Origin of the sequence: Bradyrhizobium sp. Arg237L (genome assembly GCF_029990105.1) — a bacterium.
Taxonomy (GTDB): Bacteria; Pseudomonadota; Alphaproteobacteria; order Rhizobiales; family Xanthobacteraceae; genus Bradyrhizobium.
The window spans coordinates 170,609-192,117 of record NZ_JAQMIL010000003.1; the positions used below are offsets into that span (position 1 = coordinate 170,609).

Annotated in this window: 17 protein-coding genes; 6 read left to right on the forward strand and 11 right to left on the reverse strand. The window is 61.4% G+C overall.

Annotation, left to right across the window (positions count from 1 at the left end; translation table 11 throughout):
* Positions 1–267: 267 nt before the first annotated feature.
* The 8 genes from pimD to pimA form a co-directional block, all read right to left on the reverse strand.
* Entirely contained in the window at positions 268–1,410 is a 1,143-nt protein-coding gene (pimD, locus tag OZ411_RS02975) for a pimeloyl-CoA dehydrogenase small subunit (RefSeq protein WP_282526730.1), read from the reverse strand.
* A 151-nt stretch (positions 1,411–1,561) separates the two neighbouring features.
* Positions 1,562–2,746 (reverse strand): pimeloyl-CoA dehydrogenase large subunit, encoded by a 1,185-nt coding sequence (gene pimC, locus OZ411_RS02980; RefSeq protein WP_282526731.1) that lies wholly within the window; start codon positions 2,744–2,746, stop codon positions 1,562–1,564.
* A gap of 114 nt (positions 2,747–2,860) precedes the next feature.
* On the reverse strand, positions 2,861–3,655 hold the full coding sequence (locus OZ411_RS02985; protein ID WP_282526732.1) for an ABC transporter permease: 795 nt from the start codon (positions 3,653–3,655) through the stop codon (positions 2,861–2,863).
* Positions 3,652–4,482 carry an ABC transporter ATP-binding protein gene (locus OZ411_RS02990; protein ID WP_282526733.1) on the reverse strand — a complete coding sequence of 277 codons (831 nt, stop codon included), beginning with the start codon at positions 4,480–4,482 and terminating at the stop codon, positions 3,652–3,654. Before OZ411_RS02990 ends, OZ411_RS02985 begins: the two co-directional genes overlap by 4 nt.
* Positions 4,483–4,555: 73 nt before the next feature.
* Positions 4,556–5,638, reverse strand: coding sequence for an ABC transporter substrate-binding protein (locus OZ411_RS02995; RefSeq protein WP_282526734.1), 1,083 nt, complete (start codon positions 5,636–5,638; stop codon positions 4,556–4,558).
* Between the two features lie 215 nt (positions 5,639–5,853).
* Positions 5,854–7,950, reverse strand: a complete 2,097-nt coding sequence (locus tag OZ411_RS03000) for a 3-hydroxyacyl-CoA dehydrogenase NAD-binding domain-containing protein (protein ID WP_282526735.1) — start codon at positions 7,948–7,950, stop codon at positions 5,854–5,856.
* Between the two features lie 94 nt (positions 7,951–8,044).
* Positions 8,045–9,229: an acetyl-CoA C-acyltransferase gene (locus tag OZ411_RS03005; protein WP_282526736.1), complete on the reverse strand. Its 1,185-nt coding sequence runs from the start codon at positions 9,227–9,229 to the stop codon at positions 8,045–8,047.
* Between the two features lie 15 nt (positions 9,230–9,244).
* Positions 9,245–10,897, reverse strand: coding sequence for a dicarboxylate--CoA ligase PimA (gene pimA / locus OZ411_RS03010; protein WP_282526737.1), 1,653 nt, complete (start codon positions 10,895–10,897; stop codon positions 9,245–9,247).
* Between the two features lie 590 nt (positions 10,898–11,487).
* Here pimA and OZ411_RS03015 point away from each other — a divergent pair.
* Together OZ411_RS03015 and OZ411_RS03020 are read left to right on the forward strand one after the other, a co-directional pair.
* Entirely contained in the window at positions 11,488–11,958 is a 471-nt protein-coding gene (locus tag OZ411_RS03015; RefSeq protein ID WP_282526738.1) for a MarR family transcriptional regulator, read from the forward strand.
* A gap of 3 nt (positions 11,959–11,961) precedes the next feature.
* The gene (locus tag OZ411_RS03020) at positions 11,962–12,444 is read left to right on the forward strand and encodes a PaaI family thioesterase (RefSeq protein WP_282526739.1); all 483 of its coding nucleotides are present in this window, start codon (positions 11,962–11,964) and stop codon (positions 12,442–12,444) included.
* A 152-nt stretch (positions 12,445–12,596) separates the two neighbouring features.
* Here the strand turns inward: OZ411_RS03020 and OZ411_RS03025 are convergent, their stop codons facing one another.
* A complete protein-coding gene (locus OZ411_RS03025; protein WP_282526740.1) occupies positions 12,597–13,064 on the reverse strand; it encodes a MarR family winged helix-turn-helix transcriptional regulator in 468 nt (155 codons plus the stop codon).
* Between the two features lie 1,108 nt (positions 13,065–14,172).
* Here OZ411_RS03025 and OZ411_RS03030 point away from each other — a divergent pair.
* Positions 14,173–15,393 (forward strand): ABC transporter substrate-binding protein, encoded by a 1,221-nt coding sequence (locus tag OZ411_RS03030; protein ID WP_282526741.1) that lies wholly within the window; start codon positions 14,173–14,175, stop codon positions 15,391–15,393.
* A gap of 184 nt (positions 15,394–15,577) precedes the next feature.
* Here OZ411_RS03030 and OZ411_RS03035 read toward each other — a convergent pair whose 3' ends face one another.
* Positions 15,578–16,342, reverse strand: coding sequence for a helix-turn-helix domain-containing protein (locus tag OZ411_RS03035; protein ID WP_349016970.1), 765 nt, complete (start codon positions 16,340–16,342; stop codon positions 15,578–15,580).
* Position 16,343: 1 nt separating this feature from the next.
* Between OZ411_RS03035 and OZ411_RS03040 the strand changes: the two genes are divergently transcribed.
* Positions 16,344–17,495, forward strand: coding sequence for an NAD(P)/FAD-dependent oxidoreductase (locus OZ411_RS03040; RefSeq protein WP_282526756.1), 1,152 nt, complete (start codon positions 16,344–16,346; stop codon positions 17,493–17,495).
* A 33-nt stretch (positions 17,496–17,528) separates the two neighbouring features.
* On the forward strand, positions 17,529–19,184 hold the full coding sequence (locus OZ411_RS03045; protein ID WP_282526742.1) for an FAD-dependent monooxygenase: 1,656 nt from the start codon (positions 17,529–17,531) through the stop codon (positions 19,182–19,184).
* 361 nt (positions 19,185–19,545) lie between these two features.
* On the opposite strand, the gene OZ411_RS03050 is transcribed toward OZ411_RS03045, so the two are convergent.
* A complete protein-coding gene (locus tag OZ411_RS03050; RefSeq protein WP_130578880.1) occupies positions 19,546–20,451 on the reverse strand; it encodes a LysR family transcriptional regulator in 906 nt (301 codons plus the stop codon).
* 155 nt (positions 20,452–20,606) lie between these two features.
* On the opposite strand from OZ411_RS03050, the gene OZ411_RS03055 reads away from it, so the two are divergent.
* On the forward strand, positions 20,607–21,383 hold the full coding sequence (locus OZ411_RS03055) for a gamma-glutamylcyclotransferase (protein ID WP_282526743.1): 777 nt from the start codon (positions 20,607–20,609) through the stop codon (positions 21,381–21,383).
* Positions 21,384–21,509: the final 126 nt, after the last annotated feature.

Consider the following 21,509-nt stretch of genomic DNA (forward strand, 5'->3'; position numbering starts at 1 on the left):
AGGCCAGGCAGCACAACAGCCCAACGTTAGGTGGTCAATTTTGGACGCCGATCTCGCGGCTTAGGGGGTCAATAGAGGTGTATCAGCCGCGCCCGCGCCGTCGCCGCACCCCTGACCGGCTCCGACCGCGCGAGCGCCACACTGTGCCGTGGGCAAGCTCAGAAAGGTAAGCTTGACAACAAACCGCAATTAAAGGGCCGAATGACATCCTCGGACAACCAACAGCGCGATGCCCATGACCCACATTGGCGCCACGGGCCGTATGAATCACCCGATGATCCCACCCGTCGCGGCAATGCGGGCCAGATGGAAATCGGTGTCACCGAGCTGGTGATCGATCATAGTCAGCCGCTTGAAGTAGTGGCCGATGCGATATTCCATGGTAACCCCAATGCCACCATGCAGATGAACACCGCTCTGGCCTACGACGCGCGCGGAGCGTCCGATCTGCACCTTGGCCGCCGCGACCGTCTTGGCGCGTTCGTCGAGATCGGTGAAGCTCGACGCCATCGAGGCCAAGTAAGACATGCTGCGCGCGGACTCCAGCGCGGTGAACATGTCGGCGGCGCGGTGCTGCAGCGCCTGGAACGAGCCGATGGCGACACCGAACTGCTTGCGTTCCTTGATATATTCGACAGTGATCTTCAAAGCCTCCTCCATCGCGCCGACCGCCTCGGCGCACAGCGCGATGCGGGCGTCATCGACCACTTGGTCGACGATGGGCAGACCGTCCTCGGCATCGCCAATCGCCGCATCAGCGCCAACCTCGACATTGTCGAGCTTGATATCGGCGGCGCGGCTGCCGTCCTGGGTCTCGTAGCCGCGGATATCGACGCCCTTGGCATTGGCGGGCACCAGGAACACGCCGACGCCCTTGGCGTCGCGCTGGCCGCCGGCGGTGCGGGCGGTGACGACAATGGTGCTGGCGGTGTCGCCATGACCGGCGACGAATTTCTCGCCGTTGAGCACATAGCCCGAGCCGCTCTTCTTCGCCGATGTGGTGACATCGCCGAGATCGTAGCGCGAACCGCGCTCCAGCTGAGCGAAGGCCAGGGTCTTGGAACCGTCAATGATCCCCGGCAAATGCGCTGCGCGCTGCTCCCCTGACCCACGGCGCAGGAAGCCGCCGCCGAGCACCACCGTGTCGAGATAAGGCTCGATCACCAGATTGCGGCCGAGCGCCTCCATCACGATCATTGTCTCGATCGGGCCAGCACCGAAGCCGCCGTCATCCTCCGAGAACGGCAGGCCGAGCAGGCCCTGCTCAGCGAACTTGCCCCAGATTGTTTTGCTGTAGCCCCCCTTCTCGGCGCGATATTTCTTGCGGGTCTCGAAGTCATAGGACGATTTCAGCAGCCCGTCGATGCTGTCCTTGAGGAGCCGCTGCTCCTCGGAAAGATCAAAATCCATTTTCTTTTCTTTCGGATCGCGCGTGACGCGCGTGGTGAGTGCTTGAAGTCGCAATTGCGAGGCGCTCTTGCGCTAGATCAATCCAGTCTTCGCTCGCGGCCTCTGGGTTGCTTCGTCGCTGCGCTCCTCGCAACGACGTCGTTTCGCCAGATCACAGTCCCAGCACCGCTTTCGCGATGATGTTGCGCTGGATCTCGTTGGAGCCGCCATAGATCGACACCTTGCGGTAATTGAAATAGGTCGGCGCGATCGGCGACGCCCAGTCGTCAATTGTGCTGCGCGCATTGTCTTGCACGAATGGCAGCGCGAACGGACCGGTGACCTCGAGCAGCAACTCGGTCAACGTCTGCTGGATTTCCGAGCCCTTGATCTTCAGGATCGACGAGGCCGGATCGGGCTTGCCCTTGCCATGTTTGCCCTCGGCAGCGACCACCCGCATCTGCGTCAGTTCCAACGCCTTCAGCTCGATCTCGGTGGAGGCGAGCTTTTGCCGGAACAGGGGATTCTCGATCAATGGTCTGCCGCCGGCCATGGTCTGAGAGGCCAGCTCCTTGATGCGGCCGATCCGCGCCTTGGAGATGCCGACGCGGGCGATGTTGACGCGTTCGTGGCCGAGCAGGAATTTGGCGTAGTCCCAGCCCTTGTTCTCCTCGCCGACAAGGTTCTCGGCTGGCACCACCACGTCATCGAAGAAGACCTCGTTGATCTCTACCCCACCATCAATCATCTGGATTGGGCGCACCGTAATGCCCTTCGCCTTCATGTCGATGAGGATGAAGGAAATGCCCGACTGCTTCTTGGCGCCGGGATCGGTGCGGCAGAGGCAGAAGATCCAGTTGGCATGCTGCGCCAGCGTGGTCCAGGTCTTCTGGCCGTTGACGATATAGGTATCGCCCTTCCTGTTCGCCGAAGTCTTCAGCGAAGCGAGGTCCGAGCCGGCACCCGGCTCGGAAAAACCCTGGCACCACCAGTCATCCATATTGGCGATGCGCGGCAGATAATGCTTCTTCTGCGCCTCGTTTCCAAACGTATAGATGACAGGGCCGACCATGTTGACGCCGAACGGCAGCGGCGCCGGCGCGGGATATTTCTGCAGCTCCTCGAGGAAGATATATTGCTTCACCGCATCCCAGCCGGTGCCGCCATACTCCACCGGCCAATGCGGTACGCCCCAGCCCTTTTTGTTGAGCGTTCGCTGCCAGCTCACCTGCTCATTCTTTGTGATGTGCCGGGTTTCCAACAGCTTCTGGCGCACCGCAGGATCGACATTGTCTCTGAAGAAGGCACGCACTTCGTCGCGAAACGCGACTTCCTCGGGAGTGAAGCTTAAGTCCATCGTGAAACGACTCCAGATTAAGCAAACGAGTATTTGTCGGCATCGCCACACTTGCCCCGTCTCGGTGAGGCGGGAGTGAGGTTCTGCGCCTCTTGTCGATGCGCGATGACAGTCTTAGTGCGGCATCACCGCCGCTGGCTCCCGCCGGATCCAGAAGATGTATCGCCGGCCCGCGAAGCGCGTGATGCTGTGCAGCGTCATACCGATCGCCGAAAGGATGATCAGAACGGCGAATACGCCGGTGATGTCCAGATTGAAATTATAGGTCATGATCAGGTAACCGAGGCCCGCCTGCGCGCCGACAAACTCACCGACGATGGTGCCGATCACCGCCAGCACTGAGGCGATCTCAAGACCGGCGAAGATCAGCACCAGCGCGGATGGAATCCGCAGGCGCACCAAGGTCTGCAGCATCGTTGCCCCGTAGGCCTTCATCATGTCCAATTGATCCCGATCGGTGGCATGAAAACCGGAGATCACGCTCACAAGGATCGGGAAGAAGCAGATCAAGGCAGTGATGACGACTTTCGAGGTCAGACCGTACCCGAACCAGATGACCAGAAGCGGCGCGACCGCCACTTTCGGGACCGTCTGCAACGCCACGAGATAGGGATACACGAGCTTCTCGACCGCTGGCACCAGCGACACCAGCGCCCCCACCACGAGCCCTGACGCGATGCCGACGCCAAACCCGATCAGAACTTCGGTCAGGGTGACCATGAGGTGCGGCCACACCGATCCTTCGGCGAACATTCCGTACAAGCGAACCACAATGCCGCTCGGCGCCGGCAGCACCAGCGGCGAGACGTGGCCGTAGCGGCAGATGCCTTCCCAGACCGCGAGCAGGACGACCGCGAGGCCAAACACCTGATAGCTGGGGGACATCAGATTCAGACGCGCGTTCTTCATAGCGAGGTCACCATCGGAGCTTCGGAACCGAAAATGGTTCGGATCTGGTCGCAGATGTCACCGAACCGCTTGTTTGCCATTGTCTTCAGACTTCGCGGCCGTGCGATATCGACGTCGATGATCTCGGAGATTCGGCCGGGCCGGGGCGACATGACGACCACGCGGTCTCCGAGCAGAACTGCCTCGGGAATGCTGTGCGTGATGAAGAGAACGGTCTTCTTCTCCTCGGAGCAGACACGCATCAGTTCGACATTGAGCGATTCACGCGTCATGGCATCGAGCGCGCCGAACGGCTCGTCCATCAGTAGAACCTTCGGTTCGCGCATCAGCGCACGACAGATCGCAACGCGCTGCTGCATGCCACCCGACAATTCGAACGGATATTTTCTGGCGAAATCGGCGAGCCCCATGAAGGTCAGCAATTCTTCCGCGCGGCGCTGCGTTTTCTCGGAGCGATCGTTCTTCAAGTGAGGCGACAGCAGAACATTGTCGAGCACCGTATTCCAGGGCAGCAGCAGCGCCTGTTGGAAGACGATACCGGCATCGGATCGGGGACCGCGAAGGCGATCGCCGTCGAATCTCACTTCGCCCGAGGTGACCGACGACAGGCCGGCGAGAATGCGAAGCAGCGTCGTCTTGCCGCACCCGCTCGGTCCGACAACCGAGACGAACTCGTTTTCCTTGATGTCGAGATTGACCTTGGCCAATGCCGTCACGACGTCACTGGAATGCGTGAGGAACTTTTTTTCGACGTCCTTGATCGTGATGAGCGTCCGGCTGCGGCGCTGCACCGGCTCATCGGACGCGCTTAGGGGCGAAGTCAACATGAATGAATCTCGTTCACTGATTGATGGTCCTGCACGCTGTTGGCTCGGCCGGGAGCTGCGATCGAAGAGCGGTTCACTGCAGCGACTTCAGATCGAACTCTTTCGCCTGTTTCACGATCGCTGCACGGTCGTAATTGTTGATCTCGCCGACGAATTCAGCGGTAAACATACGCGATGCGGGTACTGGCTTCGCGATCTGCCCGCCCTGCAGCAGGAAGTCGCTGAGATCGTTCCAACGGGATTCGATGAATTCACCGCGCCTGTCGCCCAACTGGGCATCGGTCCAGCCGTCCCACGTCGTCGTCATTTTCAGACCGCGCTCGAGCTTCTGCTCTGGAGTGCCTTCCGCGGGCTTGCTCTCGGGATAGATTTTCCAGGTCATCAACACGCACGCCGCACGATTGGCGAGGCAGAAATCCAGGCCCTTCGCCAAAGCGCGGGCGAAGCCGACGAGAAGCTTGGGATTCTTCTTGATGGTTTCGTTCGTGGCCAGCAGCGACACGTCGGGCAACGTCGCGAGTTTCTGTTCGATCGGCAGCTGCCGGACCGGCGATCCGGCGATGCCGAACGTGATATTCGCAGTTTCCCAGAAGACGATGGCGTCGATCACCTTCTGCTTCATGGCGGTGATCGCCTGGCCGCCCGCACCGATGGGGATGAAGGTGACGTCGCGATCGGGATTGAGACCGGCCGCCCGCAGATACGCCTTTCCGTAGTTCATACCGGCGCTGCCCAGCGCCGTCACGCCGATGCGCTTCCCCTTCAGTTCGGCCACCGAATTGACAGGGCTGTCGGCCGGCACCGAAATCGACCAGATATTGCGATATTCGACCGCGGAAAAATATCGCAGATCCAGCGGCGCGGCGCCGGCGCCATCCTGCATACCGATCACCGCCTGCGCCGGGCTGGCCCAGCCGATCGGTGCGTTTCCAGTCGCAACCTGGATCGCCACCTCGTTCGAACCCGCAGCCAGCACGTAGGAAGCGTCGATCCCCTCCTGATCGAGATAGCCGAGATATTTTGCCGCGATGAAAGGCGCGATCGCCTCATTGGCGTTTCGCTGCGGCAGCAGGACATTAATCTCTTCAGCGGATGCGGCGCTCCCGGCCACGACGCAGGTGAAAAGCGTAAGGAAAAGCGCGACAAGCTTATTCATGTTCTGAAATCCTCCCAAACTGCATTGGTTGACATTTCGCAGAACGCTAAACGGGAAATCGCTCGTACACAAGCGCTATGCTCTCCCGCAAGTGCAAAACCTTTATCCAGAACGATGTGACATTTTGTGCAGACGCAGCTGCTGTTGCGGAACTGGTTGCTCGCCCGGTGTCGGGGGGCGAGCAAACACGGCATGCTGTCGCCGGCTGTGACCGGTCAGCCGGCGGTCCTTGCTGCATTCAGCGAAGCAAAAGAGGAGCCCTCGCGGGCGAGGCGCGCAAGCAGCGCGGTGGGTTTCAAGGCCGGCTCGTTCAAGCTCCGCGCGTAGAATTCGAGGCGCTCGACGATCGTCTTGAGGCCGACGAGATCCGCATAGAACATCGGACCACCGCGATGGACCGGCCAACCGTAGCCGTACAGCCAGATCACATCTATATCGCCTGGGCGGGCGGCGATGTTCTCTTCGAGAATACGCGCGCCTTCATTGATCATCGGATAGATCATGCGCTCCAGGATTTCCTGATCGCCGATGGCGCGGCGGGTCAGGCCGAGGCGCTTGCACGTTTCGTCGATCAGCTTTTCGACCTCGGGATCCGGAATCGGGGCGCGCGATCCCGGCTCGTACCGGTAATAGCCCTTGGAGGTCTTCTGCCCAAGGCGACCGGACTCGCAGATGGCGTCGGCAATATCCCAGCGAAGGCCGCGGTCCTGGCGCGATCGCCAGCCGATATCGAGCCCAGCGAGATCGCCCATGGCGAAGAGCCCCATCGGAAGGCCGAACCGCGTGAGCACGGCGTCCACTTGGTCCGGAAGCGCGCCGCTCTTGAGCAAGGCCTCTCCCTGCAAGCCGCGAACGGCCAGCATGCGGTTGCCGACGAAGCCATGGCAGACACCGACCACGACCGGCGTCTTGCGGATCCGGTTAGCCATTGTCGTTGCGGTGAGCAGTGCATCCGGGGCCGTCCTTTCCGCGCGCACGACCTCACAGAGCTTCATGACGTTGGCCGGCGAGAAGAAGTGCATGCCCAGCACGTCCTGGGGGCGCTCCGTGACAGCGGCGATCTCATTGATGTCGAGATAGGAGGTGTTGGTGGCCAGCACCGCGCCAAGTTTGGCATGGGCATCGATGGCGGTGAAGACCTCCTTCTTGATCGCCATCGTCTCGAATACCGCTTCGATCACAAGGTCCGCGTCCCGGACATTGTCGAGGCCGATCTTGCCGTCGATCAGCGCCATGCGCTTGGCCGGCTCGTCCGGCGCAATGCCGCCCCGCGCTGCCGTTGCCTCCCAGCTCTTCTGCATCATGGCAAGGCCACGGGTCAGTTGCGCTTCCCCGGTCTCGATCAGGGTCACCGGAATGCCGGCATTGGCAAAGGACATGGCGATGCCGCCGCCCATGGTGCCGGCGCCGACAATGGCCACGCGCTCGACCGGCCGCGGCTTGACGCCCTTCGGCAGGCCCCGAACCTTGACTGCTTCGCGCTCCGCAAAGAAGGCATGGCGCTGCGCCTTCGACTGGTCGTCATTGACCAGTCTCAGGAACGTCTCGCGCTCCTTCTTCAGCGCGTCGTCGAACGGCGTATCGAGCGTCCAGCTCACTGCTTCCGCGCAAGCCAGCGGCGCATTCACGCCGCGGTTCTTCTTGGTGGCCGCTGCAGCGGCGGCAGTAAAGAGCGAGCGATCCGCCCTTGCGGCAACCAGCTTGGAATCGTCATTGCGCAGCAGCCGCAGCGGGCGCTGTTCCGCCACAACCTTCTTCGCGAATGCGATCGCGCCGTCCGCCGGGCCCTCGACGATCTCGTCGATCAGGCCATGCTCGAGCGCTTCCGATGCGCTGATCGGCTCGCCGCTCACGATCATCTTGACCCCGAATTCCGGACCGACCGCGCGCGGCAGCCGCTGCGTGCCGCCAGCGCCTGGCACCAGGCCGAGCTTGACCTCCGGCAGGCCGTGCTTGGCGTCCGCCACGGCGACACGGAAATGACAGCCGAGTGCGAGTTCGAGGCCGCCGCCGAGTGCAGTGCCATGGATGGCCGCGATCACCGGCTTGGCGCAGCCTTCGATAGCCTCGATCACCTCGTTGAGAGCCGGTGGCTGCGGGGGCTTGCCGAATTCGGTGATATCGGCGCCGGCAATGAAGGTGCGACCCGCGCAGGCGATCACGATGGCCTGAACCGCGCTATCCGCATTCGCGGCCATGACGTTCTCGAGGATGCCACGACGAACAGCCGCGCTCAGCGCATTCACCGGTGGCGCATCGATGGTGATCACCGCGCAATGACCGGTCACCGCAAGTTTGACGACTTCGCTCAATTCAAGTCTCCCATCAGAACTCAACAGGCGCAAGCTTAGGAGCCCGGTCCTGATGACCGGGCCTCGCTTCGCCACGATTTTCTCAGCGCTCGGATCAGTGGATGATCTCGAACAAGCCGGCGGTTCCCATGCCGCCACCGACGCACATGGTGGCGACGCCATACTTGGCCTTGCGGCGACGTCCCTCGATGAGAAGATGACCGGCCAGCCGGGCGCCGCTCATGCCATAGGGATGGCCCATGGAAATGGCGCCACCATTGACGTTCAGCCTGGCAGGATCAATTCCAAGCTTGTCCCGGCAGTAAAGCACCTGAACGGCGAAGGCTTCGTTCAACTCCCACAGGTCGATGTCGTCGATGCGCAGACCGTGACGCGCGAGGAGCCGCGGCACGGCATAAATGGGACCGATCCCCATTTCGTCCGGCTCGCAGCCGGCCGACACGAAGCCCCGGAAAATGCCGAGCGGCTTCAAGCCACGCTTGGCGGCTTCCTTGTCGCTCATGATCACCATCGCGCTCGCGCCGTCCGAGAGCTGGCTGGCATTCCCGGCCGTGATGCTGCCGCCCTCGCGCACAGGCTTCAGCTTGGCGAGCCCTTCCAGCGTCGTATCCGGACGAGGTCCCTCATCCTGAGCGAGCGAGACGTCCTTCAGGCTGGTTTCCTTCGTCTCTTTGTTGGTGATCGACATCGTGGCCGATAGCGACACGATCTCATCGCCGAACTTTCCGCTCGTCTGGGCCGATGCGGTCCGCATTTGGCTATCGAAGGAATATTCGTCCTGACGATCTCGCGAGATTGCATAACGCTTTGCGACCACCTCGGCGGTGTCCAGCATCGGCATATAGACGTCAGGCTTCATCTGCATCAGCACGGGATCGACCGCGCGATAGGTATTGGCGTGCTCGTTCTGCACCAGGCTGATCGATTGGCCGCCACCGCCGACGGCGATCTGGACACCGTCATGGATCACCGACCGTGCGGCGATGGCGATGGCCTGCAGTCCTGATGCACACAGGCGATCGACGGTCGTGCCCGACACCGAGACCGGCAGGCCTGCGCGCAACAGCGCTTTGCGGGCGATATTGCCGCCGGTCGTGCCCTGCTGCATCGCCGCTCCCATGACAACGTCTTCGATGTCGCCAGGATCGACCTCGGCTCGCGCCACTGCCGCCTTGATGGCCGCGCCCAGCAGGGTGGCACCATCGGTGTTGTTGAGCGCGCCACGATAGGCCTTCCCGATCGGGGTACGCGCAGTGGATACGATAACAGCATCAGCCATAGAATGATTTCCAGTTTAAGCAGAACGAGATGAGAGTTGATCGCGCAGCGCTTGCCGAGACAGCTTGCCGACATTGGTACGGGGCAGTTCGTCGATGAACTCGAGCGCCGCCGGCAATTCGTGCTTGCCGATCTTGCCGGTCAGGAAGGCGCGCAGGTCATCGATGCTGAAGCCCGCAGCGTCCGGCCGGAGCGTGATATAGGCCTTGGCCGCCTCTCCGCGATATTCATCGGGAATGCCGATAACCAGCACTTCCTTGACATCAGGATGGGTGTAGATCGCCTGTTCGATCAGCTGCGGATAGACGTTGAACCCACCCGAGATGATGAGATCCTTCTTGCGATCGACGAGATAGAACCAGCCATCCGCATCCATGTAGCCGATGTCGCCGGTGAGGAAGCGATCGCCGATGAACCATTCGGAGCGCCCTTCGTGCCGGTTCCAGTAGCCACGCGTTACGTTCGGCCCGCGGATACGCAATTCGCCGACCTCGCCGACGGGCAAGACGCGATGAGGGTCGTCATGCGCCACGATGTCGATCTCGATGCCCGGCAGCATCAGCCCGATCGAGCCGGGCTTATCCGGCCCATTCGACGGATGCGTCGTGCCGGGTGACGCGGTTTCCGTCATGCCCCAGCCGCTCCGCAGCCGGAGGCCGGTCTTACGCTCGAAGATCGCGGCGACCTCGACCGGAAGCGGCGCCCCGCCGGAACTGCAATAGGCCAGCGACGACAGATCGCGGCGGTCCAGATCAGGCAGGCTGGTGATGGCGATCCACATGGTCGGCACACCCGGAAACACCGTCGCGCGCTTGACCTCGATATCCCGCATGATCTCCTCGAGATCGAAACGCTGATGCAGGGAAATCAGATCGCCATAACGCAGCCGCTTCATCAAGATGAGCGTCAGGGCATAGATATGGAACAGTGGAAGCGCACAGATGACACGCTCGGCAACATTCCGCTTCGCCCGGAATGATCGCGTCCAGACTTCCCGGATCGAGACCGCGGCGGTCAGATTGCGATGCGTAAGCATCGCACCTTTCGGCAAGCCGGTCGTCCCCCCGGTATATTGAAGCAGCGCCACGTCATCCAGTTCGACGGCCGGCCAGGCCGCGGGGAGCCGAGCCTCGGCGATGAATTCGGCGTAGGTGACGATCGCAGGCCGCTTGTCGTAGGACGCCAGCTTATTCTTCGCCTCGCCCCATGCCTCATCTTCGCAAACGATGATGCGGTCGATGATGCCAGCCTCGAGAAATTCGAGCGCTCGGGGAAAAATCGACGACAGGTTGCTGGTCACGACCAGACGGGCGCCGCTATCGGTCAGCTTGTGCTTCAGCGTGATCTCGCCGTCGAGCGGACTGAGATGCACAATGCGCGCGCCAGCCTTGAGCGCGCCGAAGAAGTTGATCGGATGATCGGGCGTGTTGCCGAGAAAGAGCCCGATGGTAGTGTCGCGCGCAAGGCCGTCCCGCAGATAAGCGGCCGCAGCCTGTGCGACCTTTGCGTTCAGTTTCCGATAGCTGATCTGACGATCGCGAAATTCAATCGCCCCGCGATCGCCGAATTTGCGCGCCGACTCCTCCAGCAACGCCGGCACCAGACCGACTTCGATCGGTTCGTCCCAGCGGACACCCTCTGGATAGAATTTCTCGCCTGCATATTGCACTGATGTTCTCCGTGGAGCGTCACCCCGGCAATGCCGGGTGATGGAAATGGGAATGTCGCGCTAAGCCTGTTTTGTAACGGCAGCTCTTCTTCGCCACAGCGTGGCAAGGATTGGGCCAACGACCGCCACGACGCACAGTGCGGACAATGTCGCGCTGATCGGCCGGGTCACGACGATCGACAGATCGCCGCCGCCGAGAAAGAGCGACGGACAGCGATGTGTCCATCCGGGCGAGCTTGCGAACAACGCGCGTTAGGCCTCCCAAGGGTGCCAATTGCGTTACCTCTCCAGACATTATGTTTGGACGATATTTTGACAATTACTCGTATGCAAGCGTAAAACTTGCAAGCAAGTGAATTCACGGTGTATCGTCCTGAAAGCACTGGCTGTCAGCCAATGTGCTTGGTTCGTGCCGGCGAGCATGCGCTGACGCATATGGCACTGCCGTGACTTGCCCGCTGCAGCCGCTATGGCTCCCACGAGACTTGCGGAAGACTGCGAAGGGTTCATTCCGAGCCCTCGTCGATACTGGTTTTGGCTGACGCTCTCTGTTCAGAGGACGCAAAGCCGTTCAAGACTGAAGGCACCGCGTGACACAGACTGCTAAAAAAATGATCCAACCCGTGACTGCTGCGGACGAGCCAGAGCGCTACGTGCTCGACGACAAGCCGGGCTTTTTGCTACGCGTAGCCTTGAAAACGCATACTGCATTCCTCACGGCAAAGATGATCGAGGGTCTGACCGCGCCGCAATTCTCGACTCTCGCGAAACTGCTCGAGGTTGGACCTTGCTCGCAAAACCATCTTGGCCGCCTCATCCACTATGATTCCGCGACAATCACCGGGGTGATCAATCGATTGAAGACCCGGGGCTTCATCGAAAGCATCGTCGACCCCCTCGATCGCCGCCGCATGGCGATCGACCTGACTGACTTAGGCCGGAGGGTGGCAGCCGACGCCATCGCGACGATCAGGGAAATCTCACGGGAAACGTTCTCGCCGCTTTCGGCGGCGGAGCACGCGGCGCTGACGATATTGCTGAAAAAAGTGATCCGCAGATAGCCGTTGTCCGTCATCCTTCGCCAACAGAAACAACGGGCCAGCTCCTTGACGACCGACAGACAGATGGAGATGTCTCTGGATCAACTCCAGGCACGACTTTCTCGCAATCACATGGCTGCCTGGATGCAGCTCTCAGTCGTGTCCGCGGGGGCCGGCCAGATCATATTGTCTGCTCCGTGGCGCGAGGAATTCATTTCGAATCCGGACCATCGCTTCGTTCACGGCGGCATTCTTGCGACGCTGCTGGATACCGCGGGGTCTTACGCCGTGGCGACCTTGCTCGGGCGGCCAGCTCAGACGGTCGACATGCGGGTGGATTTTCTGCGGCCGGCGTTTGAAGCCACACTGACCGTCGAAGCCAGAGTTTTTCACTACGGACGTAATTTGGCGACCGTCGACGCGTCTGTGCTCAACCCTCAGCGCACAGCGCTCGCAGCCGGCCGGATCGTCTTTCTCACTGCGGATCACCGCTCAACTCAGACATAGTGCTTGCGGAAGCCTAGAAGCGCGGTTTCAACAGGGCGTTGATGATCCACGGGAAGCCAGGCTCAATCGCGGGGTCATTTTTTCTTAGTTCGCTGATACGATTGACCACGAGTTCGGCTTATCGACGATCACAAATGTGGACCGGAACCGGCTCAGCGGCGTATGATTTTCTTGAGGATTTCGGTAAGTGTTCGAAATTCTTCCCGGGTCAAGGGAGCGAACGTCTCGCTTGAAATCTCACCGACAGTTTCGATTGCGGCGTCCGCTACTCGTCTGCCCTTGTCGGTCAAATCGATCTCCCGCCGTCGCGGATCTAAAGGATCCTCGGAACTCTTTATAAGGCCGCGTAATTTGAGACGATTAATAACGCCGGTAATGGTAGCTGAGTCGTAGTGTATCAGGCGTCCCAAATGGTTTTGGGAACAAGGTCCGACCTCCCTCAATTTCGCCAGCGTTGAGAATTGGGGCGCCGTTAATTCTTCAATCATCTTCGCGGCAAAGATGGCCGTGTGGGTACGGAGCGCGACGCGCAACAAGAAGCCCGGTGCGTCATCCAGCCTGTATGACTGTACAGCTTCTTTTGGTTTTTCCACCGAGCGCCGCTTCGTTTTCGTTTGCACGACTTTCGTCCCCTTGCGGTACGTTGCCACAACTCATTGAGAAAAGTTCGACTGATCGGCTCCGAAGTCCTCGGCGCCGATCATTTGTCTACATTCGTTGAACTCAGGAATCCATCTTTGTTGGTCAGAGACCGACTTTATCGTCCCACCGCCGGGCTGAGGTGATCCGGCACTAGCTGCCCTTTTTCCGACTCCTCGGTCGTCTGGGTGCCCGAAATCTACAGCCTTGAGGACTGAAACCCGTGCGGCGGTCAGCATTTGGCCGCAAGCCGCTTGTCGGAGCTCCGCCCTCATTTGCGGTGCGGACGCACATAGGCAATGTGTACAAGCGTAGCGCTTGCAGACGAGTAATAACTGTCATAATGTCCTCAGATCGCCTTAGCGAGGCACCAAGGTAACCATCGGCTTCACGGATGTCGGCAACTGACAACATGAGCTCCGTTCGACCCGACCCTACCTCCACCATGCACGCGCTCACGCCACCATACTGGGGACAACAGCAGTTCCTCGTGTCGGTGATTGCGTATGATTCTCTCCCCGGGCACCAAAATTACTTTTTTCCACGCTGGAGCACGATCTTGTAGGATTGTGTTCGCTGGACGATCGGCGCTAAGGGCGCTCGCGGACTCTCCGTTGGGTCGCTGTTTACGTACTTTTAAATCCTGCCCCGCAACCACCGATTTGTGCGACATCGGCGCAGGCGACGCGGAAGGGGCGCCTTTCGGGTTTGGCGACCACATCGCAGAGATCGGATGTTGCGCCTCCCGAATTTGAACCGAGGCAGGCGTTCGCACAAGGGGCAGCTCTCGCAATTGTGGGTTTCACGATGCATCGAAAGGGATTCGCAATCGCAGGTTCGAAGCTAACGCCACACTGCCCCAACGCTGCTGGTTGTTGCCGATCATAGGCTTGCCGAAAATCGGGAAGATTTCCCTACCCGCTGCGGGCAGAGCTCGTTGGACTGCGCTTGCCTGCTCTGATCCAATCCGGCCGAACAGCTTTCTCGCGGGTGGCGCGATGAGTTCGCTCGTCAGCTAGCCAAGAAGCATGCGCGTCGTGAACGGCGCCCGGATCGACCAGCTCCGCTCCAGCGATGGGGGTTGCAGCGATGAGTAAGAGTCTGCGCACGAATGCTGCCAGAGCGGCAATCCTTGCTGCCGGACTTTTCATCACGACCCCCTTGCTCGCAGGTGATCGTCAATATGGTCGAGGCGCAAGTGATACTGAGATCAAGATCGGCCAGACGATGCCCTATAGCGGTCCGCTTTCGGCGTCCTCCGTGATCGGCAAGGTACAGGTAGCCTACTTCCGCATGATCAATGATCATGGCGGCGTCAATGGACGCAAGATCACGTTGATTTCCTACGACGATGCGGCGACGCCGTCCAAGACCGTCGAGCAGGTCCGCAAGCTCATAGAGAGCGATGAGGTGTTGTTCACATTCCAGACGCTCGGCAATGCCTCGAACATCGTGGTCCAGAAATATCTCAATGACCGCAAGATCCCTCAGCTTTTCGTGGCCGGGCGGTCGACGCGTTTCGAGGATCCGATCAACTTTCCTTGGACGATGGGATTTGCTCCCAATCTGCGCACGGAGGTTCGCGTTTACGCGCGCTTCATCCTGGATAACTATCCGAATGCCAGAATCGGCCTGCTCTATCAAAACGATGAGAGCGGCGGGGATTATCTGGCGGGGTTGAAGGAAGCGCTCGGCGCAGGGGCAGCCGAACTCATCGTCAGTGACGCTTCATACGATGTGACGGACCCGACCGTCGACTCACAGGTCGTGCGCCTCAAGGCGGCCGGTGTCGACGTTCTCGTGAATATGGCTGCCTCGAAATTCGCCGCCCAGGTCATCAGAAAGATGGCAGAGCTTGATTGGAAGCCCGTTCATCTCCTTGGCGTCGGCTCGTCCTCGATCGACGCGGTCCTGAGCCCCGCCGGCATCGAAAACGCAAAGGGCATCATCTCGGCGAGCTCGTTCAAGGAGGCCGCTGACCCGACCTGGCGTGATGACGAAGGCATGAAGCGATGGAGCGCCTTTATGGACCGCTATTATCCGGGAGGCGATCGGAAAAGCATCTTCACGGTCTATGGTTATAGCGCCGCAGAGCTGCTGGTGCAGGTCTTGAAGAACTGCGGCGACAATCTCTCGCGCGAGAATGTCATGGCGCAAGCGACGAGTCTGAAAAACGTGAAGCTCGATCTGCTGCTCCCGGGGCTCTCCGTCAACACCAGCCCGACCGACTATCGTGTGGTCAAGGAGTTCCGAATGATGCGTTTCACAGGCGAACGATGGGAGGCGTTCGGGCCGATTGTCACCGATTGATCCCGTGCGTGGGCGCACAAGGGCTCGAACGCTGGACGTCCCCGTGTGAAATCGTGATCCCATTCGGCCAAAAGCCCGGCTCGGCCTCGCGCAGGCCGGGCCAATGAAGGCCCAAAGCACGCCTACGCCATTAGCCACTTGATACGCTCCGCGGCGATCTCATCGCCGCTCGCTGAACGAGGCCTTATCTGAGGTTTTTTACGCCGGCCAGGATCAGGTTGATGCCGGCAAGAAATTGCTCGCGGTCATCATGCTCGGGCAGCACCGCTGCCAGCTGTCGGACGAACGGGTGCTCTTTTGGGTCGAGCTGCGCCCATCTCGCTGCAACGGCCTCAAGGATTTCTTTCCGGCGCGCCGTCCGATCCGTGTGGCGCGGGAACAGGCGGGCGCCTGCAGCGTACTGACCGGCAAGGCCGAGGATGAAGCTCATGAGTGCGGTGGTGGCGTTGAATTGTGCATGCTCGGGCACGCCGAGCGCCTGAACCTGCCTGCCGACGCCCTCCAACATTCTCAGCACTGCATACTGCCACGGGTTACGCGAGAGCTGTCCCCCCACCCAAGGATGGGCATGGATGGCATCGAACACGCCGAGGGCAAGTGTGCGGATTACATCCTCCGGCGTCGATCCCCTCACCGCATCAGTCGTGATGCGGGCAATGACATGGTCCGTGGCCGCCGCGAGCAGATCATTCTTGTCAGCGACGTGCCAATAGATCGCCCCGCTCCCGGTCGCGAGGCGCGCCGCGAGTGCTCGGAAGGTCAATGCGTCATCGCCCTCGCTGTCGAGGATTTCGATCGCGACTTCAACGATCCGCGGTTTGGAGAGCGCATCCGTGCGCCGTTCAGTCCGAATCTTGGCTGTCATACCACCCAGCTTGACAGGATTGGAACAATGTTCCAATAGATAGAGGGAATGGAACGGCGTTCCATTCCGCTCTTGAAGGGACATGATCATGAGCTCCGTTACGATTGTCGGTGCGGGCCTCGGTGGCCTCGTCCTCGCGCGTGTCCTCTATCTCCGCGGCATCCCGACGACGATCTACGAGGCGGAGCCCTCGGCGGAAGCCCGGACGCAAGGCGGCCAGCTCGACGTCCACGAGCACGACGGGCAGGCCGCGCTCGCAGCGGCCGGCCTCATCGACGAATTCCGCGCAATCATCCACGAGGGCGGCCAGGCTTCGCGTGTGCTCGACCGCCATGGCGGAGTTCTGTTCGAGGAGCTTGATAACGGTACGGGCAAGCGGCCCGAGGTCCTTCGAGGCGATCTGCGGCGTATCCTCGTCGACTCCTTGCCGCCGCGGACGATCCGTTGGGGAAAGAAGCTGAGCGGCGTCGCAGCGCTCGGCGATGGCCGGCATCAACTCACCTTTGCCGACGGGTCGGCTGCGACCAGCCAGCTCCTCGTTGGCGCCGACGGCGCCTGGTCGAAGGTGAGGCCGCTGCTTTCCAAAGCGGAGCCCGACTACGTCGGCACGTCGTTCGTCGAGACTTACCTGTACGACGCCGACACGCGGCACGTCGCGGCGGCCGAAGCGGTCGGCGGGGGCGCCTTGCTTGCGCTCGCCCCGGGACAGGGGATTCTGGCGCACCGCGAGGCTGGGAACGTGCTTCACACGTATATCGCGTTGAACCGCCCCGCCGCGTGGTTCGCCGGCATCGATTTCACTGCCGCCTCCGCGGCGGCAAAGATCGCCGCCGAATTCGATGGATGGGCGCCGGCGCTCACCTCGCTGATCACCGAGGGCGATGTCGCGCCCGTCCTGCGCATGCTCCACACCCTCCCGACCGGACATCGCTGGAATCGCGTGCCTGGGGTGACGCTCCTCGGGGACGCCGCGCACCTGGCGCCGCCGGCCGGGGAGGGCGCCAACCTCGCGATGCTAGACGGCGCCGAGCTCGGAGCAGCGATCGCGGCACACCCAGACAACATCGAGGCGGCGCTCGCCGCCTACGAAGCAAGGATGTTTCCGCGCAGCCGGGCGGCCGCCGAAGATGCGCACCGGATCCTGGCGCTTTGCCTCGACGACCGCGCCCCCTTCAGCCTCATCGAGTTCTTCACCAGCGCGCTTGAGAGCGACCGTGAAGGCGCCGCACGCCGCTAGCCCCTCCGCGCCCCACGCTCGTCGTCCCAACTGTTGAGGAATTCGCGCATGATCCATGATGTCGTGATTGCCGGAGCCGGCCCCGTTGGCCTGTTTCTCGCCGGCGAGCTGCGCCTCGCCGGTCTCTCGGTCCTGGTGCTGGAGCAAGCCGAACATCCGGACTCTCCTCTGAAGGGGGCGCCTTTCGGCCTGCGCGGTCTTTCGGCGCCCAGCCTTGATGCGTTCTATCGGCGCGGGTTGCTGGACGACATTCAGAAGATAGCGGCCACCAGCCCCATCATCGACGCCTTCTATCGTCGCGGCTCGCAGGACGGGAGTGGCGAGGCGCATCGCACCGGCGACGCTTTGGCCGCCCCGCATTGGATGCAACAGCCGCGCCGACCAGCCGGCCATTTCGCCGGCATCCAGTTCTTCCACGATGATATCGATGCCTCGACATGGCCCTATCGTCTGCCAAGCCCCGCCGGCGCCCGTATGGCGGTCTATATGGACTCTCTCGAATCCGTTCTCGCGGCCCGGGCCGACGCGATGGGAGCCGAGATCAGGCGCGGCCTTGGCGTCGAGGGTTTCGATCAATCTGACGATGACGTGACCATTCGCGCGGGCGGCGAAACTTTTCGCGGTCGCTGGCTCGTGGGCTGCGACGGCGGGCGCAGCACGGTGCGCAGGACCGGCGAGTTCGAATTCAGCGGCACCGACCCTGAGTTCACCGGCTATTCCGTCGAGGTCGATATCGCCAATCCGGACAAGCTCAAGCCCGGCCATCACTACACGCGAGGCGGCATGTACACCTATGCCCGGCCCGGGACGATCGCCATGGCCGACTTCGATGGAGGCGCCTTCCACCGGACTCAGCCGATCACCCGCGAGCAAGTGCAGGCAGTCCTGCGCCGAGTCTCCGGTGCCGATGTCACCGTGACGGCGCTCAAGCTCGCCACCACCTGGACGGATCGCGCCCACCAAGCCACCGCTTACCGGAAGGGGCGCGTGCTGCTCGCCGGGGACGCCGCACATATCCATTCTCCCCTCGGCGGCCAAGGCCTCAATCTCGGGCTCGGTGACGCGATGAACCTTGGCTGGAAACTGGCGGCCATCATCCGTGACGGTGCGCCGGATAGTCTGCTCGACAGCTATTTCAGCGAACGCTATCCCGTGGGCGCGGCCGTCCTCGACTGGTCGCGCGCCCAGGTCGCGATCATGCGGCCAGCGCGCAGCTCGCGCGCGCTCGAAGCCATCTTCCGCGATCTGATTGGTACGCGCGATGGCGCGACCTATTTTGCCGAGCGCGTGTGGGGCGTTTCCCTCCGCTACGATCTCGGCAGCGGCCACCCGCTCGTGGGCTGCAGCGTTCCCGATTTCGAACTGGCCGACGGCAGGAAAATCGGCGCGTTCTTCAGGGCGGGTAAAGGCCTGTTCCTGGACTTTGAGGCTGGTGCCCCGCTTGGAGCGCTTGCAGGCCGCTGGGGCGACCGGATCACCTATATCGCCAGTGACGCCAAGGATCGGCTGGGCTTGAGCGCTCTGCTCATGCGGCCCGACGGCGTCGTGGCCTGGGTCAGCGAGGGCACTCCCAACCGCGAGGAAGCCGATCAAGTTGCATCGCGATGGTTCGTCGAACCAGTAAGGTGTTTGAGGCTGTCCAAGACTGGCGGCCGCGCTGATGACCCATCTTCAACGAGATCGACTTAGCACCTGCCAGGGTGCGGGATAGAACAGGGAGCGCCTACCTCGCACTGGTCTAGACCTTGTTGGCGGGCCGGGAGGGATTCGAACCGGGACACCCCCCCACTTACGTCACCATGCTAAGGACAAACATCCGTTCGCCGTGTCGGTGATTGCGTATGATTCCCTCCCTGGGCACCAAAACTACGCTCTTGTGCGCTAGACTATGATTTTGTGCGATAGCGCTGCGTGAGCGCTGGCCTGAGGGTCCGCCGCACGTCGCCGTCGCGTTCTTCCTGTCGTGGACGCATCAATTCTTACGGCTCATAGCGGGTCATGAGCGACCACGCGAGAGATACCCTTCGAAGTCGTCGACAAGACCCGGAAATCAGAGCGGCCTCTTGAAGAACTCAACGAGCTGGTCGAGAACGACGCGCGTCTTCGGCGGCATGCGACGACCCGCAGGGATCAGCGCGTGGACGGGAGGCCCGTTAACATCGGCCTGAGGCAGCACGTGTTCGAGCTCGCCGGATTCGACATGCATCGCCGCAACACGATCGAAGATCTGCGCGATGCCCATGCCGGCGATGGCCGAGTCGATGAAGGCGCGCCCGTCTCCCGTGATGACGCTCGCGGGTGGCGCGGTATTGAACACGCACTTCCCGTTGGTCACCGTCCACGGCCTTGTTTTGCCCGACCCCGCCCGAAAGATGATGGCTTCGTGTCCCGTCAGATTGTCGACGGAGATAAGTGGAGCATGACGCCCTAGATAGTCCGACGACGCATAAAGGCCGAGTCGGATGTCGCAGAGCTTCCTCGCGGTCATATCGCCTTCGGCCGGCAATTCGCCGGCGCGCACGACGATGTCCCAGCCATCCTTGACCGGATCCGACTGACGGTCGCTGAGAGACAACTCGATCGTGACCTTGGGATGGCGTTCGCGAACCTGCACGAAAACCGGTAGGAGCATTCGGCCGAAGCCGATCGGAATATCGAGTCGCACTCTTCCGACGGGTTCGTCGCGCCGCGCCGAGAGTGTGATCTCGGCCTCGTTCAATCCGTCCAGCGCGGCGCGCGCGGCGTCGAGATAGAGCTCGCCGTCCTCAGTGAGGCGGACTGCCCTGGTGGTCCGCTGCAGGAGCCTGGTCCCAAGTCTCACCTCCAGCCGCTGCACCGCCTTGCCGACGTTAGACTTGCTGGTGCCAAGCTTCTCGGCGGCCTTGGTGAAGCTCGCGTTCTGGGCGACGGCGACGAACGTCGCTATGTCGTTGATGGGAAGCTCGGTGGAGGCCATCTGTCATCTCCGGGGCGACAAAAGAGTATTCTCCGCTGAATTATCGCTCTGCAGAGGGTATTGCCACTCCCTTTTGTTCGAGTAACGTCAGTCCGAATCGCGTTCCGTGCCAATTAAATATTTGCGTTTACTTATCTATTTCGGCCTAACCATTATTGTATCCCAAAGAGAGACAAACAGTCGCTTTCAGCACCGTTTATCAACAGCATTCCTTGGATCATATCGACGACCAACCTACGGAGGTCGCCGTGAAATTGGATTGCCTGACCCGAGACCTGATCAACACCGGCGTAATCGACGCCATCGTGGCGCGTGATGCGCCCACCGTCCGGATCCTTTCGGAGATCGAACGTCAAGAATCGTTGCTCCGGACGCTCGCCGCGAAACCACGCGATGACGTCTGGCTGTTCGGTTATGGGTCGCTAGTCTGGAATCCGACCATCCATTTCGTCGAACGTCGCGTCGCCCAGGTGTTGGGCTGGCATCGCGCCTTCTGCTTGGCGACTCCGGCGGGCCGCGGCTCGCTCGACAATCCGGGACTTGTTCTCGGACTGGACGAGGGCGGCCACTGCGACGGCGTAGCGTTCCGGATCTCCGGCGAGATCGTCGAGTCCGAACTCGCGATGCTGTGGAAGCGTGAAATGCTCTCGAGTGCCTACGTGCCGCGCTGGCTCGATCTTCTGGACGAGCATGGCGAGCGCTTTGGCTGCGGGATCGCCTTCACCATCGATCCTGCTTGCGAACACTACGACGGCGGTCTGGAGCGCGAGCACGTCGTTCGGCGCCTTGCGACCGCCTCCGGCGCCCTGGGCAGCTCTGCGGACTACCTTTTCCGGACCTGCGAAGGCCTGCATGAGCATGGCATCCATGACGAAGAGCTCGAACGTCTCCGTATTGAGGTCGCGGCAGTTCAGTCCGCGCGGGAGGGCTGAACATGCGATGGACGCGCTTCATGATATCCGCGGGCAGCCGGTTCTCCGATTGTGTAGCTAGCCTCAAAAAGTCATGCCGACCGAGCCTGATTATTTAGGGCCCCCGGCCCGGTAGGGTCGCCCGTC

Bases quoted from the DNA above. Each gene is read 5' to 3' on its own strand.
- pimD (WP_282526730.1), bottom strand. From the start codon at position 1,410: ATGGATTTTGATCTTTCCGAGGAGCAGCGGCTCCTCAAGGACAGCATC.
- pimC (WP_282526731.1), bottom strand. From the start codon at position 2,746: ATGGACTTAAGCTTCACTCCCGAGGAAGTCGCGTTTCGCGACGAAGTG.
- OZ411_RS02985 (WP_282526732.1), bottom strand. From the start codon at position 3,655: ATGAAGAACGCGCGTCTGAATCTGATGTCCCCCAGCTATCAGGTGTTT.
- OZ411_RS02990 (WP_282526733.1), bottom strand. From the start codon at position 4,482: ATGTTGACTTCGCCCCTAAGCGCGTCCGATGAGCCGGTGCAGCGCCGC.
- OZ411_RS02995 (WP_282526734.1), bottom strand. From the start codon at position 5,638: ATGAATAAGCTTGTCGCGCTTTTCCTTACGCTTTTCACCTGCGTCGTG.
- OZ411_RS03005 (WP_282526736.1), bottom strand. From the start codon at position 9,229: ATGGCTGATGCTGTTATCGTATCCACTGCGCGTACCCCGATCGGGAAG.
- OZ411_RS03030 (WP_282526741.1), top strand. From the start codon at position 14,173: ATGAGTAAGAGTCTGCGCACGAATGCTGCCAGAGCGGCAATCCTTGCT.
- OZ411_RS03035 (WP_349016970.1), bottom strand. From the start codon at position 16,342: ATGTCCCTTCAAGAGCGGAATGGAACGCCGTTCCATTCCCTCTATCTA.
- OZ411_RS03050 (WP_130578880.1), bottom strand. From the start codon at position 20,451: ATGGCCTCCACCGAGCTTCCCATCAACGACATAGCGACGTTCGTCGCC.